Source organism: Rhodopseudomonas palustris, assembly GCF_013415845.1.
In the GTDB taxonomy this organism is placed as follows: Bacteria; Pseudomonadota; Alphaproteobacteria; order Rhizobiales; family Xanthobacteraceae; genus Rhodopseudomonas; species Rhodopseudomonas palustris_F.
Genome location: NZ_CP058907.1, coordinates 4,347,042 through 4,362,363 on the forward strand (window position 1 = coordinate 4,347,042; position 15,322 = coordinate 4,362,363).

The window sequence follows — 15,322 nt, forward strand, 5'->3', positions numbered from 1 at the left end:
AGCTGCGGCAGCTAAGCGGCGCGAAATCGGTCGCCGCGGGGCCGCCGGAGCGGCGGCCCGTCGTTCAGAGATAATTAACTAGAGAAACTTGACGAGACTCAGCTGATAGAGTTTCGACGTCGTCTCATACGACGCCTGCAGCGAGGTTTGCAGCGCCAGGATCTTGGTCGCCACCTCATCATTGTTGATGCCTTCGATCGAACTGAGCATCGTCTGCGCCAGCGCCTTACTCTGCGTCTGGCGGTTGGCGGTGGCCTTGATCGACGCCTGAGCACCGGCCAATTCCGCCTGCATATTCTGGATCGACTGCTGGCCGGGAACGACCGCCAGATTAGCAGCCACGCGCTGGTTGAGCGCCGCAATCTTTCCGGAACTATAGGGATCGGTGGCCGAGGTCGTCACCGCGGCGAACACCGCAACGGTCTGCAACTGCTTGCGCAGCGCCTGCTCATCGGCTCGGGCGCCGTATTGCACCGTGATGGCGTCATCGATCTTGGCAACCGCGGTGCCGCGGGCCGGATCGCTCGCCGAGTCCGGCTCTCCGTTGTACCAGAAGATCGTATTGGCTTTGGTGCCGGCGACTTGCGCCGTGGCGACGCCGAACGGCGCGGTGCCGGCCACCCGCAGCGGCGGGGTGTTGTTGAAGAAGTCGTCGCCGGCCTTGATCGCCGAGGCGGCCGCCAGCGGGCCGTTGGCCATCTTCTTTACCGCAGCCGTCAGCGCGGTCTGCAGATTGGCCGCCGTCACCGACGGTGACGGCGCGACGGGGGGCACTGCGGTCGGCGAGCCCTGATCGATCGCGAAGCATCCGTCCGGCAGCGGCGTCTTTGAAGACGCCGTCAGCGTGATGGTCTCCTGCGTCCCATCCGGCATGTCGAAGGTGAACTTCACCGCATCGCCCTCGTTCGGAATGACGCCGTTGAGGTCGATCGACATCGCCTTCGGATTGGGGGCCGCCGGCGGGGTGGTCGGCGGCGTCTCGGTCGGCTGCGTCACCACCGCGCCGCTGATCGTGGTCGAAACCGCATTCAGCTTCATGCCGAACGGCGACGGCCCGATCGGGGTCGGAGTCGCGTACGGATTGGCGGCGAAGTCCTCACCGATCTGGACGGTCGTGGCGGTCGCGCCGGTCGACACGATGGTCCGGCCCATGCCGTTGGTGCCGACATCGGCGTCGTGACGCTCGCTGATCACCTGCTTCAGCCCAGCGACCGCCGCGCCGTCGCCGTTCATAATCTTGTCGGCCGCGGTCACCGGCGCAGTGTCGGTGATCCGGCCGCCGAACAGATAGCGGTCGCCGACCTGGGCGTTCAGCATGTCGACCGAGTCGAAGAAGTCGAGTGACGCGGTCTTCTGGCCCGGGGTTTGACCGGTGTTGTCCAGCGTCGAGCCGGCGCTCACCGCCGCGCCCTTCACCTCGCTGTTGATCGTTGCCATCCGCTGCAGCGAAAGGTTCGCCACGCTGATGCGGGTGGTGATGTTGGTCATCGTGTCGCTGTAGCTGGCGATGTTCGACATCTGCGCACGCAGGCCGATTGCAAGGCTGCGGCCGGTGCCGTCGCCGGCATAGGTGTTCGAGATCCGCCCGCTCGAGAGCTGTTGGCTCAGATTCTCGAGCTGGCTGCGAAGATTGAGGATCCCGGTGCCGATATAGGAAGTACGCCCGCTTACGCCGTCGATCGCCATGGCTCGCCTCAAATCGCCTGCATCAGGGACTGATACATCTGGTTGATGGTCGACATCACCCGCGCGTTCGCCGCGTAGGCGTTCTGCAGCGACAGCAGATGCGCCATCTCCTCGTCCATGTTGACGCCGGAGGACGTCGAGAATTTCTGCTGCAGTGTGTTCAGCACCACGTTCTGCCCCTCGGACAGTTGTTGCGCCGCCGCCGCATTGGAGCCCTGCTGGCTGACGAACTGCTGCAGATAGCTCAGCAGCGTGCCCTTGTAAGGTGCAGCATCCGAACCGATACCGGTCTTCGCCGAATACAGATACTTGCTGGTGTTGAGCTGCTTGACCAGGAAGTCAGGCCGCGTGGTATCGCCCGCGGCCGTGAGCGGCGAGGTCGAATACACCACCAGCCGGGAGTTATCCTTGATCAGGTCGGCGTTGACCGAGATCCGCTGCGCGTAGCCGGTCATCTGGCTGCCGTAGCCGTTGATCGCCCCGGTGTAAGCCGCGCCATTGTCATTGAACAGCGGCACCGATGCGGTGCCGCCGGTCAGCGACGTCTCGGTGCTGGTGACTGAGGCCGCGGTAATCGTCGAGAAGCCTGCGTTGTTCAGCACCGTGATGTTTGGCGCGGTGCCGCTGAACTGCAGGTTACGGCTGTTGAGCGCAGCGTTGAGCTGCGACACCACCGAGCCGGACAGGCCGGAGAAATCGATCCCGACCGCGTAGTCGTTCGGATCGGCGGTGGCGTTCTGCGGCAGTGGCAGCACCGACGGATCATCGACCCGCACCACCGTCACCGTATGCTGCGCACCGGTCAGCGTATCGGTGTAAGAGATGTTGACGGTGTTTCCGGTCTTCATCGACGACAGATCGAGACTGAAACCCGCCTGGGTGCCGGAGGTGACAGCCGTGCCGGCCGTCGTCTTGTCTGAAAGCGCGCTCGACAGCGAGGCCGCAAACTGATCGAGCTGGGTCTGGGCCTGGACAAGGGTCTTGTCGCGCAACTCGACATAGGCGGCCAACTTACCGGATTTCAGCGAGCTGGTCAGATCGGAAGAGGAGCCGTTGGCGTAGCCGACCCGGATCGAGCCGAGATCGCTGATCGCCGTGTTCGGATTCCACATCGTGGTCGGCGAAACCGTGCCCTGCGCATTGAAGGTCAGCTTCGCCGCTTCCATGCCGACGAGCTGCACGCCGGATCCGGTGAACACGGTCACCTGATTGGCGCCATTGGTGACGACGCGGATATCCATCAGTTGCGACAACTGATTGATCGCCTGATCGCGCTGATCGAGCATCGCCGAGGTGGCCGCATCGGTCGATGTGCCACCGAGCGGATTGGTCTGGATATGGGTGTTGATGTTGGCGATCTGCTGCATCAAGTTGTTCGCGGTGGTCACCGCGTCGGCGATGCCGGTTTCGCACCCTGCGCGCAGCGTTTGAATGCCGTTCGATGTCGAATTCAGATTGCTCGAAATCGCCTGCGCGGCATTCAGCACAGCAATCCGTGCAGACGTGCTGTCCGGACTGGTGGCGAGCGCCTGCAGCGCGGTGGTGAGACCGTTGTAGGAATTTTCGAGCGTCCCGGTGGAGTTCGGATCGCCGAATAGCCCCTGCAGCTGCTTCAGGAAGTCCGATCGCAACGACGCGTAGGCCCCTCCCGAAGTCTCGGTTCGAAGCTGCGCCAGGATGTAGTCGTCGAGCTGACGATCGACGCCGACGACCTTGACGCTGGTGCCGGTCTCCCCCGCATTCACCGCCGACTGGTTGACCGTCTTGCGGACATAGCCGGGCGTCTCGGCGTTGGCAACGTTGGATGACACCAGCGACATTGTCGCCTGGTTCACCCGAAGGCCGGCCATTGCGATGGCGAGTGCGTCTCCGAGACTCATGACTACCTACCCGGGGTTTGGAGGGCGGACCGCACCGCCTAGCGCATCACGTTGAGCAGATCCTGCACCATGGTGTTGGCCGTGGTGATCACCTTGGTGTTCGCCGAGTAGGCCTGCTGGGTGACGATCAGCTTGGTGAATTCGTCGGCGATGTCGGTGTTCGAAGATTCGAGCGACGAACCCGACACCGAGCCGCCCTTGCCGTACAAGGGCTGGCCGGATTCATTGGTGATTTCGAACGCGCCGCCGTCGGTGCGCTTGAGGAAGTTGGCACCGTTGAAGGTCGCGACCGACACTTCGGCGAGGTCGATATTGCGGCCGTTGGAATAGGCGCCGACCACGCGGCCGTCGTTGCTGACCGACACGCTGACCAGCTGGCCGGCCGAGTAGCCGTCCTGCTGCAGCTGGTTGACCTGAACGTTGCCGTTGGTGTCGGAGAACTGCGTCAGACCGCCGGTGCCGAACGCCATCGTCACGTCCCCCAGCGACACACCCGACACCGTCAGACCGGTCAGCGTGATCTGGCCGATCACCGGGCTCATCTGACCGTTCGAGGCGAAGGTGAAGTTGGTGTTGACGTTCTGCCATGCCGTCTGCGTGCCGGTCGCATTCGGATTGACCTGATAGAACAAGTTCCAGACGTCGGTGTGGCCGGTGCCGAGGGTGGCGGAGTCGACCTTGGCCCAGCGGAACTGCACGTTCACCGGCGCGCCGTTGCCGTCATAGGCGGTGGTGGAGCCGCCCGAGACCGACTCGTCGAGGAACGTCTGGTTGTCGACGCCAGTCACCTTGCCGGTACCGACCGAACCACCACCGTTGCGGACCACATTGACGGGGCTGGTGAGACCGAGCGAGGCGAACGCCGCAGCGCCGGACGTCATGGCCAGATCACTGGCGACGCCGGTGTGCAGCACCACCGCGCCCGAAGTCACCGTCGACGCCGCACCGCCGGCCGAGATCGCGTCGATCTTGCTCAACAGGTTGGCGATGGTGGAGTCGATCGGGATGTGGGTCGCGTCGTCGGTGCCGCCCGAAGCCGTGAAGGTAATGGCCGTGCCGTTCACCGTGATCGTGTTGCCGACCGCGAAGTCGACGCCGATCGAGTCACTGCCGGCGACGCCACTCAGCTTGGTCGCGCCGGTGATCGGGACGCCCTGCTTGTTGTTGATCTGGAGGCCGGTCTTGCTGTTGTCGCTGAACGGCGGCGGGGTCGTGCCGAGGACCTGCGGGTTGGTGGCGAAGTCGGCGGCGCGCAGCAGTTCCGAGCCGGGGATCGACTTGTCGTGCTTGGTGGTCAGCGGATACGAGGCGAGGTTCGCGCGGTAGCTGATTTTGGTGGTGGCCTGCGACGGCAGGAAGTCGTTCTGGAACTTCAGGACGCCGGGGCTGCCGCCGACCGGGTTGCCGGTGGTCGGGTCGATCTTCACGCCTTCCAGATAGTAGCCGGCGCCGTTCACCAGATAGCCGTTCTTGTCGAGCGAGAAGTCGCCCCGGCGGGTGAAGTTGTCGACGCCCGGGAAGATCGGGTTGTTGTCGCTGAACGAGCTCGGCTTCTGCACTACGAAGAAGCCTTCGCCGTTGATCGCCATGTAGGTCGAAACCGAAGCGGACTGCACCGAGCCCTGCGTGGTGTTGGTCAGGCGCGATCCCGCGGTCACCGACCCAGCGAGCTGCTGATTGTTGCCCGCCTGCGGGATCAGGTCGAGGAACGAGGTGTCGATGCGCTTGAACGCCGTGGTCTGCGAGTTGGCGATGTTTCCGGAGATGTTCTCCAGCGCATAGGAGTTGGAGCGCAGGCCCGCGACCGACGTGGTGAGAGCGCCGAAAATACCCATTACTGACTTCTCCCGATGCGGCCGCCCCGTGGCGGCTGTTGACAGCAGATCCACGAGGCTTCCCGCAAGCCTCGTGCCAAGGAGCAAAATCCATATTTTTCAATCGCTTGGTGATTAGCAGAGGGCACTGAGGCCGGGGCGGTTTTGCCGGGTCGGGCAACTATTGCCGGGACCATTTGACTATCTTGCCCCTACCCCAATGCCGGGGAACCAAACTTCCGCCTGCGCGTTGCGACCCGGGACAGCGAGGGGGTTGATCGGGGGATCACTTGGCTGAAGATACGCCCGGCGGGCACCTGGGCCGCATAGACGCGGTCCCAGACAGTCTTTTTCTGGGCCGCGGCGAACTGGCGTCGCTGATGCGCGCATTCGATTGGGCATCGACCCCGATCGGACAGCCGGAGAGCTGGCCGCAGGCGCTCAAGACCGCGGTTCGCATCATGCTGACCTCGCAACAGCCGATCTGGATCGGCTGGGGCACGGAGCTGACCTATCTCTATAACGATCCCTACAAGTCGATCATCGGCGGCAAGCACCCATGGGCACTCGGCCGGCCGACTTCGGAAGTCTGGTCCGAAATCTGGGAAGATATCGCCCCGCTGCTCGCCAAGGCGACCAGCGGCCATGAGGGCACCTATGTCGAGGCCCAGCTCCTGATCATGGAGCGAAACGGCTTTCCCGAGGAAACCTACTACACCTTCTCCTACAGCCCGATTCCGACCGATGACGGCTCGCCGGGCGGCATCTTCTGCGCCAACACGGACGATACCCAGCGGGTCATCACCGAGCGGCAACTGTCGCTGCTGCGCGATCTTGCCGCCAGCGCTGCAGAATCCCGCAGCGTCGGGCAAGCCTGCGAACGGAGCGCCGCCGCGCTCGCCACCGATCCTCAGGACCTGCCATTCGCGCTCATCTATCTGACCGACCTCGGCGGCGGTCACGCCGAACTTGCCGCCTCGTCCGGGATCGATGCCAGCCATCCCACGGTCAAGCCGACGCTGGCGCTGGCGGGCGGTGACGAGCCCTGGCCCGTCGCCGAAGCCTTCCGTCTCAACGCGCCGATCGTGGTGCCGGATCTCTATGACCGCTTCGGCGTCGCGTTTCCGGCCGGTGGGTGGCGCCAGCCGCCGACTCGGGCGGTGGTGGTGCCGATCCCGGCAAGCGGCGACACCGGCCGCTCCGGCTTCCTGATTGCTGGGCTCAACCCGTTCCGGCTGTACGATAGCGCCTACCAGGACTTCCTCGCCTTGGTCTCCGGCCAGATCTCGTCGGCGATCACCAACGCCGACGCCTATCAGGAGGAGCGCCGCCGCGCCGAGGCGCTGGCCGAAATCGACCGCGCCAAGACCGCGTTCTTCTCCAACGTCAGCCACGAATTCCGGACGCCGCTGACGCTGATGCTGAGCCCGCTGGAAGAAGCGCTAGGGCGCGATGGCATCCCGGAAGAGCAGCGGTCGCTGCTCGGCATCGCTCACCGCAACGGTCTGCGGCTCTTGAAGCTGGTCAACACCCTGCTCGATTTCGCGCGGATCGAGGCCGGCCGCGTCACCGCACATTTCACCCCGGTCGACCTGTCGTCTTTCACTGCCGAACTCGCCTCGAATTTCCGCTCGGCGCTCGACCGTGCTGGCCTGCGCTTCGTGATCGAAGCGCCACCGCTGCCGCAGCCGGTCTATGTCGATCGCGACATGTGGGAGAAGATCGTCCTTAACCTTCTCTCCAACGCATTCAAGTTCACCTTCGAAGGAGAAATCGTAGTCCGCGTTGGTCCCGATCCGGACGGCCGTCATGCCGTGATCGAAGTCAGCGACACCGGCACCGGCATCCCGGAGGCCGAGATCCCGCATCTGTTCGAGCGGTTTCGCCGGGTCGAGGGCGCGCGCGGCCGCTCGATCGAAGGCAGCGGGATCGGACTGGCGTTGGTGCAGGAGCTGATCAAGCTGCACAGCGGCTCGATCGACGTCGAGAGCGAGATCGGTCGTGGCTCGACCTTCCGCGTGACCCTGCCGTTCGGCTCCGCGCACCTTCCGGCCGACCGGCCGCGGCACGCCGCGCTGCAGGTCTCGACCAATGTCCGCGCCCAGGCCTATCTCGACGAGGCGATCGGCTGGCTCGATGAGGGCGGCGATGCCGATCTGCCGCCAGCTTCCGGTGCGCAGGATCTCGGCATCGTCACCGCGCCTGCCGCGGGCAGACCGCACATTCTGCTTGCCGACGATAACCACGACATGCGCGACTACGTCGCCCGGCTGCTCGGCGATGCCTATGAGGTCGAAGCTGTCAGCGACGGCGTCGCGGCGCTCGAAGCGGTGAAGAAGCGTCGGCCGGATCTGGTGCTCAGCGACGTGATGATGCCGCGGCTCGACGGCCTCGGTCTTTTAAAAGCACTGCGCAGCGATCCGGCGGTGGCTGACCTGCCGGTGATCTTCCTGTCAGCGCGTGCCGGGGAAGAAGCCAAGCTGGAGGGTCTGGAGGCGGGCGCCGACGACTATCTCAGCAAGCCGTTCAGCGCCCGCGAGCTGCTCACGCGCGTTCGCGCCAATCTCGATACCGCGGCGATCCGGCGCACGGCGCTGCGGACCGAATACGCGCTGCGCCAGGAAGCTCAGGCCGCCCGTAAGCATGCCGAAGGCATCCTGGCCTCGATCAGCGACGGCTTCATCGCACTCGATGAGCAGTATCGGTTCACTTACGTCAACGCCGCCGCCGAACGGCTGATCGCCAGCACCGCGGAGGAGCTGATCGGCAAGGTGTATTGGGACGTCTACCCGATGATGCTCGGCACCAAGATCGAGCAAGCCTATCGCCGGGCGATGACCGAGCGCGTCGCCTGCGAGTTCGAAAGTTATCATCCGCCGAGCAAGCGCTGGTTCGAACTGCGGGTGGCGCCGACCAACGGCAAGAGCATCTCGGTGTATTTCCGCGACATCACCGAGCAGAAGAAAGCCGAGGCGGCGCTACGCGACATCAACGAGCAGCTCGAAGAGCAGGTAGCGGAGCGCACCGCCGAACTGCAGCAAAAGGAAGCCCGTCTGCGCACCATCTTCGCGGCGAGCTACACTTATCAGGCGCTGCTCGACGTCGACGGCGTCGTGCTCGACGCCAACCGCACCTCGCTCGCCGGAATCGGCGGCCAGCTTGAGGACGTAATCGGCAAGCCGGTGTGGGCGACACCGTGGTTCGGCAGCACGCCAGGACTGCCTGAGATGATCCGCAGCGACATCGCCGCGGTCGCGGCCGGCGAGACGGTGCGGCGCGAACTTCACGTCAACCTGCCGGCTGGCGGCTGGCGCTGGTTCGATCTGCAGATGCGCCCGGTGCAAGACCCGCAGGGCCAGGTGATCGCGATCGTGCCCGAGGCGGTCGACATCACCGAACGCCGCAAGGCCGAAGAAGCATTCCGGCAGGCGCAGAAGATGGAAGCGATCGGCCAGCTCACCGGCGGCGTCGCGCACGACTTCAACAACATGCTGACGGTGATCCGGTCGTCGGCCGATCTGCTGCGCCGGCGCGAGCTGCCGCCGGAGCGGGTCCGCCGCTATGTCGATGCGATCTCCGACACCGCCGACCGCGCCGCCAAGCTGACCGGTCAGCTTCTCACCTTCGCACGCCGCCACGCGCAGAACCGCGAAGTGTTCGACGCGGCCGAGCACATCGAGGACGTCTCCGACATGCTGAAGACCGCGCTCGGCTCCCGCGCGGTGTTCAATCTCGACATCGCCGAGCGGCCGTTGCCAGTCGAAGCCGACACCAATCAGTTCGACGCCGCGCTGGTCAATCTGGTGGCCAACGCCCGCGACGCGATGGACGGCCACGGCACCCTCACCGTCTCGGTGACCCGCTCGGCGCCGATGCCCCAGGAAGCCGCCGCAGGCAGCAGTGGTTTCGTCGAGGTGTCGATCGCCGATACCGGCTGCGGCATTCCACGCGAGCAGATCGAACGGATCTTCGAGCCGTTCTTCACCACCAAGGACATCGGCCGCGGCACAGGCCTTGGATTGTCGCAGGTTTACGGCTTCGTGCAGCAGTCCGGCGGCACCATCAATGTCGACAGCGCGATCGGCTGCGGCACGACGATCACGCTCCGGCTGCCGCTCAGCGACAAACCGATCCAGCGCCGCAACGGCAATGGCAGCAATGCCGTCGACGGTCGGCAGCGCGGCTGCATCCTGGTGGTCGAGGATAACGCCGAAGTCGGCGAGTTCTCCACCCAGCTGCTCCATGACCTCGGCTACCAGACCGTGCTCGCCTCTTCCGGCGAACAGGCGCTGGCTCTGCTCGGCGATAACGCCAAGCGTTTCGACCTGGTGCTGAGCGACGTGGCGATGCCGGGCATGGACGGCGTGACGCTGGGCCGGGAGATCAAGAAGCGTTTGCCGGAGCTGCCCGTGGTGCTGAACTCCGGCTACGCCCACATGCTGGCCGACGAGGACCACGGCTTCGAGCTGCTGCACAAGCCGTATTCGGTCGAGGATCTATCGAAAGTCTTGCGCAAGGCGATGGCCGAGCGGACCTGATCGCCGTTCCATTTCGCGGAACCGGCGAATGCACGGCAGATGCAACGTTCGCGTCAATGTGATCGGCCGCCTGCCGAACCTACGCTATCGCATTGAGGCAGATCATTTCTCCGGACATACAAGCGTGGCATCGAGGCCCTCATTCCGGCCCGAGCATGTTTGTCCGCGAGCGTTGCGAAGAGCGTACCCATGACCGAGATCGAGATCGCCCAGCAGGTGTTGTCCTGCCTGCACCAGACCGAAACGGCGGAGCCGCATTCTGCCGTGTCGTCGCTCAAGGGACTGATCAGCTACATCCACGGTGCCGGCACCGTGCATTCCTGCGAGGTCGACGAAGCCCGCTCATCGACCTTCATGGCGATCTGCGAATACGCCAAGGCCCTGCATCGCGGCCTGCCCGCCGACAATCTGCGCCCCGCCGCAATCGACGCCGCCGAAAAATGGCGGGCACTGGCGAGCTGAGCCGCCGCCACAGTCTTCCGAGCTAATTCCCGACCGCTACTTGCTGCACGCCTTCGGCGCGACGAAGCGATAGAAATACTCCTTGGTCTTGCCGTTGTGGGTCCGCAGCACCGGCACGTCGATGCGCTTCTCATCCGACATCGCCCGGCCCGGATAGGCAGCGGCAAAATGCGCCGGCACCTGCGGCAGCGTGTACACCAGCACCGCACCCCGATCCTCCAGCTTGCGCGGATCGAACCAGCGCGTCGCCGGAATGAAGTGGATGGTGATCGAGTCGGCTTCCGGCCCGGCCGCGATGCCGATGCCGTACACCGTCTGGCGATCACCGAGAAAATACCCCGGTCCACAGCTGTACTGGCTGCGCCAGTCGTCGAGGATCAGGCGTGCCGCATCGGCGGTCGGCTCCTGCAGCCCACTGTGCGAGGCGGGGCCGAGATAAGCGATCATCACCGCCGCGCTCATCACCGTATAGAGCCCCGACAGTGTCCAACCGGTCTGCCGCTCGCAAGTGTCGCGCCGTGCCTCGTTCCAGCTCAGGAGCGGCGCCAGCGCCGGCACCGCCAACAGCGAGAACGGTGCGCCATAACGGGCGATGTATTCGAGGCCGAGCCCGACGATCATGCCGAGCAGGATCAGCACCATCGCCAGATCGATGATGACGATGAACTTCAGCTCATCGCTGGCTTCGACGAACCTCGGCACCCGCACATTGATCATCCGGCGCGCGCTCGACACCGCGACGATCACCGCGCCGGGCAGCAGCATCGGCAGATAGCCGGCAACCAGGAGGCCGACGCGGCGGGCGGTGTCACCGATCGAGCCGAACCCGGTGAAATGCCGCTCGCCGTAAGCGATGGTGCTGCCGAACTTCACCGCAGTGACCACATGCGGCAGCAGGAGTAGCGTGGCGATCAACACTGCCACATACAGGCCGGGCCGCGTCAGGCAGCGACGGAACGACGGCAGCGCGACGACGCCGATCGCCATCGCCAGAAACAGCACCGCCGCGTTGTATTTGGTCAGCGCCGCGACCGCGGCCCATACCCCGAGCAGGATCCAGTCGAGCCAGCGGTTGTCCTGCCGCGCACGTAGGAAGTGATAGACCACCGCCGGCCACGAGGTGAGCTGCAGGATGTCGGCGTTCAGCGCCCAGGATAGCGGCGCGAACACGGCGTAGAACGAGGTGCCGGCGAGCACGACGAGGTAGATCGCCATCGTCCGTTCGACCAGCAGTCGCAGGATCGCGTACAGATACGCAAAGCCGATCGCCATCAGCACCTGATTGGCGGCGACGATGGCGGTGCCGGATGGCCCGAACAGGCGATCGACCACGCCGCCGGCCCACACCATCATCGGCGGGTGCACGGGTGTGATCAGCGGGAAGTGGCGCCCCCAGGCGACCAGTTCGCGGGTGTCGTAGAGCGGCGTCGGAAATACGATCGCCGCGAGGACTACCGGCAGGACGATTGCCGCCGCGAGAATGGCCAGCAGGCTACGGGAGCCCCCCGGCTGCGACACCACAGGTTGCATCAGGGCCGGCCGCCACGTTTCTGAAAGTTAATGTGCTCGGGATATGCGTGGGCGGCGCTTGGATTGTCAACTGAGGCGGGCGACTTCCCCACGCCAGCCGCAGCGTTTGAGACGCGGAAACAAGTCTTTCACGCGATTCACAACCAGCGCGTCAGCTCGCGTTCGGCGTCGCCGGATGGAAGGTCAGCGCGTAGCCATCCATGCAGTAGCGCAGCCCGGTGGGCTTCGGTCCGTCATCGAACACGTGGCCGAGATGACCGCCGCAGCGGCGGCAATGCACTTCGGTGCGAGTCATGCCGAGGGTACTATCGGTACGTTCGCCGACCGCGTTCGGCAGCGGTTGCCAGAAACTCGGCCAGCCGGTGCCGCTGTCGAACTTGGTATCGGACGAGAACAGTGGCAGGTCGCAACCGGCGCAGGCGAAGGTGCCCTTGCGATGCTCCTTGAGCAACGGGCTGGAGAACGGCCGCTCGGTGCCCTCCTCGCGCAGGATGTGGTACTGCATCGGCGTCAGCTGCTTGCGCCATTCCTCGGGCGTCTTCTCGATCTCGAACTTCTCGGCCGCGCGGGCGGCATCCGGCCGCAGCCAGCGGAAGCCAAAGGCAGCGGCAAGGGCGGCAGAAGCGAGCAGCATGCGGCGATCGATCATGATGATGTTCCCTGCGTGACGGGCGCGGGCGCCCCGGCGGCACTTCCCTCAGGTACGAGCGGCCGCACCTCAGGTTACACCGCCGGTATTTTCGCCCGCTCACATTGTCGCGAGAACGCCGACGCTGCCGGAGCTATTCCGGCGATGGCGGCGGCACCGGACGACGCGACGGCGCATTCGGAGGGGGCACATTTGCGGCCTCGGCAGCCCGCAGCAGCGCGACGCGGGCGCGGCGCTCCTCCTGCTTGACCTCGGCACGCGCATCACGGACCCGGGTCCGCGCGGCGGCGCGCTCGCGGTAGCGCGCCAGGGCACCGGCGGCGAGTGCGCCCTCCCGGGTGGCGAAATACACCCCCTGCCCGACGATGCGGCCGATGGTGCCGCCAGCCCACACCAGATCAAACGGCGAAAAAAGCTTCCAGCGCTCGTCGCTATGGGTCAGGCCGCGAGCAATCAGCCGCCCGGCAATCGCGGTGGTGGCGAGCCCCTGCCGACCGAATCCGCTGGCGACCCACAGCCCCGGCCGCAGTTCGCCGATCTGCGGCATGCCGTGCACCGTCATCCCGACAGCCGCGCTGAAGGTCTGGGCGATCTCGACCTGCCCGAGTTGGGAGAACACCGCCGCGATCCGCCGCCGGATGATTCCGGCGAGCCGCTGCGGCGCAACATCGAAGGTGGTCTCGCCGCTGGACCACAGCAGCCGGTCACCGCCGACGATCCGGTAATGATCGACCCCATCGGTGTCGGCAATCGAGCCGGCAAACGCGATCGCCTCGGGGAGTTGCTCGCCGAGCGGCGCGGTGAGAGCCGCAGTGCGCCAGACCGGCAGCAGAGTTTCGGCGACGCGCGGCGACGGCGCACCGAGGTGCACGCTGCCGGCCAGCACGATGTCCGAGGCGCGCAGCCGCGCGTTCGGCGTGGAGATCCGCTTGCGGATGCCGGCGAAATCGATACTGACCGCCGGCGTTTCCTCGAAGATCCGTGCCCCGGCCTGCCGCGCCAAGCGCTCCAGGCCGCGCAAGTAACGGCGCCCATCGAGCTGAAACGCGGTCGGGTAATGGATGCCGTGAAAATAGCGGTTGGTCCGCAAGACATCGCGGACCTTGTCGATCGGCCAGCCTTCGACTTCGGAGCCGAAGTCGACACCGAGCGTCTGCAGCCGCTCGACCAGCCGGTCGCCGATATCGACATTGGAGACTTCCAGCGCGCCGTCCGACAGCGCGACGCCGGGCATCGCCTCCTCGGTGGCGCGGGCGCGGACGATCTCCATGCCCTCGCGGGTCAACGCCCACAGGGCGCTGGCGTGATCCAGCCCGACCCGGGCGATCAGATCGCCGATCGGCACGCCGTAGCCTGGGGTCACCGAGCCGAGATTGTGCCCTGACGCCCCCCAGCCGATCCGCCCACTCTCCAGCACGGCGACGCTGAGCCCGGCCTGCGCTGCTTCCAGCGCGACCGATAGTCCGGCGAGGCCGGCGCCGATCACGCAGAGATCGACGTCGAGGTCGAAGGTGAGCCGCGCGTGCGGTTCCGCATCGGCTTCGGCGGACAAGCCGGCCGGTCCATTCGTCGCACTTGTCGGGAGCGAATCCATGCCGTTTCCTAAAAGAGCGCATCCGCAAGCAGGGCCATCTTGCGAGATACGCGTTCAATACGGACAGCATGGACGGTTGTCACCTTGTCCTGCCGGCCAGTCTCGATTAATCCGCAAGCTCCGCCCTCAGGAAAGAACTCATGCGCCGCCTGATCCTGCTGCGACACGCCAAAACCGAAAGGGACGCGCCGAGCGGCAAGGACCACGATCGCCGCCTGGAAGATCGCGGCCGCAGCGACGCCGCCGAGATCGCCGCCTGGCTCGCCGCCGAGCATCTGATGCCGGATCAGGTGCTGATCTCGACCGCGACCCGGACTCGGCAGACCTGGGACGTTCTGTCCGAACTGTTTCCGGCGAACCGCGAACCGCAGGTCGAGTACCTGCCGGAAATGTACAGCGCGAGCTCTTCGCAGTTGCTGCAGGCGATTCATGAGGTCTCGGCCGGCATCAACCAGCTGATGCTGATCGGGCACAATCCGGGCCTGCACGAACTGGCCCTGGCGCTCACTTGCACCTGCAACGAAGCCGAGCGGCGCAAGCTCTCCGGCAGCATGCCGACCGCGGCCGTGGTGGTGATCGACTTCCCGATCGCCGACTGGGCCGATGCCGCATTCGGCACCGGCAAGCTGCAGCATTTCGTCAGCCCGAAAGTGTTGCGCGAAGCGAGCTAACGGAAGACCATGGCATCGCCCTTCCGCGGATAGGAGGCCGGAGATGTTCAAGTCCATCCTCGTGCCGATCGACCTGGTCGATACCGCGCTGGCGCAGCCCGCGATTGCCACCGCAGCCAAGCTCGCCGACAGTTACGACGGCAAGGTGCGGCTGCTGCACGTGCTGGCGATCACCCCGGTGATGCTTGCCGAATACGTCCCGGCGGATTTCGACGATCAACAGCGGCAGTCGGCCGAAGCCGCACTGGCTGAGATTGCCCGCACCTCCGGCATTCCGGCGCAGCGGCTGTCGAGCAGCGTTCGCCAGGGCGGCATCTACCACGAGATTCTCGAAGAGGTTGAGGCGGTCGGCGCGGATCTGATCGTGATGAGCTCGCACCGGCCGGCGATGCGCAGCTACTTCCTCGGATCCAACGCCGGCCACGTCGTCCGCTACGCACCGTGCTCGGTACTGGTGGTGCGGGAACTGCACATAGACCCGAGCTAAACAGAACGAGC

General features: G+C 65.4%; 10 protein-coding genes. 4 read left to right on the forward strand and 6 right to left on the reverse strand.

Going from position 1 to position 15,322, the window contains the following annotated elements; all coding sequences use genetic code 11:
• Nucleotides 1–78: 78 nt before the first annotated feature.
• The 3 genes from HZF03_RS19865 to HZF03_RS19875 are packed head-to-tail and all read right to left on the reverse strand — an operon-like array spanning nt 79 to nt 5,401.
• Nucleotides 79–1,686, reverse strand: coding sequence for a flagellar biosynthesis protein FlgL (locus HZF03_RS19865; protein ID WP_119019654.1), 1,608 nt, complete (start codon nt 1,684–1,686; stop codon nt 79–81).
• 8 nt (nt 1,687–1,694) lie between these two features.
• Nucleotides 1,695–3,566, reverse strand: a complete 1,872-nt coding sequence (flgK, locus tag HZF03_RS19870; protein ID WP_104512314.1) for a flagellar hook-associated protein FlgK — start codon at nt 3,564–3,566, stop codon at nt 1,695–1,697.
• A gap of 38 nt (nt 3,567–3,604) precedes the next feature.
• The gene (locus HZF03_RS19875; protein WP_011159468.1) at nt 3,605–5,401 is read right to left on the reverse strand and encodes a flagellar hook-basal body complex protein; all 1,797 of its coding nucleotides are present in this window, start codon (nt 5,399–5,401) and stop codon (nt 3,605–3,607) included.
• 359 nt (nt 5,402–5,760) lie between these two features.
• On the opposite strand from HZF03_RS19875, the gene HZF03_RS19880 reads away from it, so the two are divergent.
• Together HZF03_RS19880 and HZF03_RS19885 are read left to right on the forward strand one after the other, a co-directional pair.
• Complete coding sequence (locus HZF03_RS19880; protein WP_234832324.1) at nt 5,761–9,918, forward strand: ATP-binding protein; 4,158 nt, start codon at nt 5,761–5,763, stop codon at nt 9,916–9,918.
• A gap of 189 nt (nt 9,919–10,107) precedes the next feature.
• Entirely contained in the window at nt 10,108–10,380 is a 273-nt protein-coding gene (locus HZF03_RS19885; RefSeq protein WP_011159471.1) for a hypothetical protein, read from the forward strand.
• Nucleotides 10,381–10,416: 36 nt separating this feature from the next.
• Here the strand turns inward: HZF03_RS19885 and HZF03_RS19890 are convergent, their stop codons facing one another.
• From HZF03_RS19890 to HZF03_RS19900, 3 genes are all read right to left on the reverse strand, one after another.
• Nucleotides 10,417–11,910: a glycosyltransferase family 39 protein gene (locus tag HZF03_RS19890; RefSeq protein WP_119019652.1), complete on the reverse strand. Its 1,494-nt coding sequence runs from the start codon at nt 11,908–11,910 to the stop codon at nt 10,417–10,419.
• Nucleotides 11,911–12,061: 151 nt separating this feature from the next.
• Nucleotides 12,062–12,559 (reverse strand): peptide-methionine (R)-S-oxide reductase MsrB, encoded by a 498-nt coding sequence (gene msrB / locus HZF03_RS19895; protein WP_119019651.1) that lies wholly within the window; start codon nt 12,557–12,559, stop codon nt 12,062–12,064.
• A 133-nt stretch (nt 12,560–12,692) separates the two neighbouring features.
• Nucleotides 12,693–14,153, reverse strand: a complete 1,461-nt coding sequence (locus HZF03_RS19900; protein ID WP_119019650.1) for an NAD(P)/FAD-dependent oxidoreductase — start codon at nt 14,151–14,153, stop codon at nt 12,693–12,695.
• A gap of 140 nt (nt 14,154–14,293) precedes the next feature.
• On the opposite strand from HZF03_RS19900, the gene HZF03_RS19905 reads away from it, so the two are divergent.
• The gene (locus HZF03_RS19905; RefSeq protein WP_011159475.1) at nt 14,294–14,824 is read left to right on the forward strand and encodes a SixA phosphatase family protein; all 531 of its coding nucleotides are present in this window, start codon (nt 14,294–14,296) and stop codon (nt 14,822–14,824) included.
• A 43-nt stretch (nt 14,825–14,867) separates the two neighbouring features.
• Complete coding sequence (locus HZF03_RS19910; RefSeq protein WP_119019649.1) at nt 14,868–15,311, forward strand: universal stress protein; 444 nt, start codon at nt 14,868–14,870, stop codon at nt 15,309–15,311.
• The last annotated feature ends 11 nt before the right edge of the window (nt 15,312–15,322 follow it).

Excerpts from the sequence above, each read along its gene's own strand:
- HZF03_RS19905 (WP_011159475.1), top strand. The coding sequence starts at position 14,294 with ATGCGCCGCCTGATCCTGCTGCGACACGCCAAAACCGAAAGGGACGCG.
- HZF03_RS19885 (WP_011159471.1), top strand. The coding sequence starts at position 10,108 with ATGACCGAGATCGAGATCGCCCAGCAGGTGTTGTCCTGCCTGCACCAG.
- HZF03_RS19865 (WP_119019654.1), bottom strand. The coding sequence starts at position 1,686 with ATGGCGATCGACGGCGTAAGCGGGCGTACTTCCTATATCGGCACCGGG.
- msrB (WP_119019651.1), bottom strand. The coding sequence starts at position 12,559 with ATGATCGATCGCCGCATGCTGCTCGCTTCTGCCGCCCTTGCCGCTGCC.
- HZF03_RS19880 (WP_234832324.1), top strand. The coding sequence starts at position 5,761 with ATGCGCGCATTCGATTGGGCATCGACCCCGATCGGACAGCCGGAGAGC.
- HZF03_RS19875 (WP_011159468.1), bottom strand. The coding sequence starts at position 5,401 with ATGGGTATTTTCGGCGCTCTCACCACGTCGGTCGCGGGCCTGCGCTCC.
- flgK (WP_104512314.1), bottom strand. The coding sequence starts at position 3,566 with ATGAGTCTCGGAGACGCACTCGCCATCGCAATGGCCGGCCTTCGGGTG.
- HZF03_RS19910 (WP_119019649.1), top strand. The coding sequence starts at position 14,868 with ATGTTCAAGTCCATCCTCGTGCCGATCGACCTGGTCGATACCGCGCTG.
- HZF03_RS19900 (WP_119019650.1), bottom strand. The coding sequence starts at position 14,153 with ATGGATTCGCTCCCGACAAGTGCGACGAATGGACCGGCCGGCTTGTCC.
- HZF03_RS19890 (WP_119019652.1), bottom strand. The coding sequence starts at position 11,910 with ATGCAACCTGTGGTGTCGCAGCCGGGGGGCTCCCGTAGCCTGCTGGCC.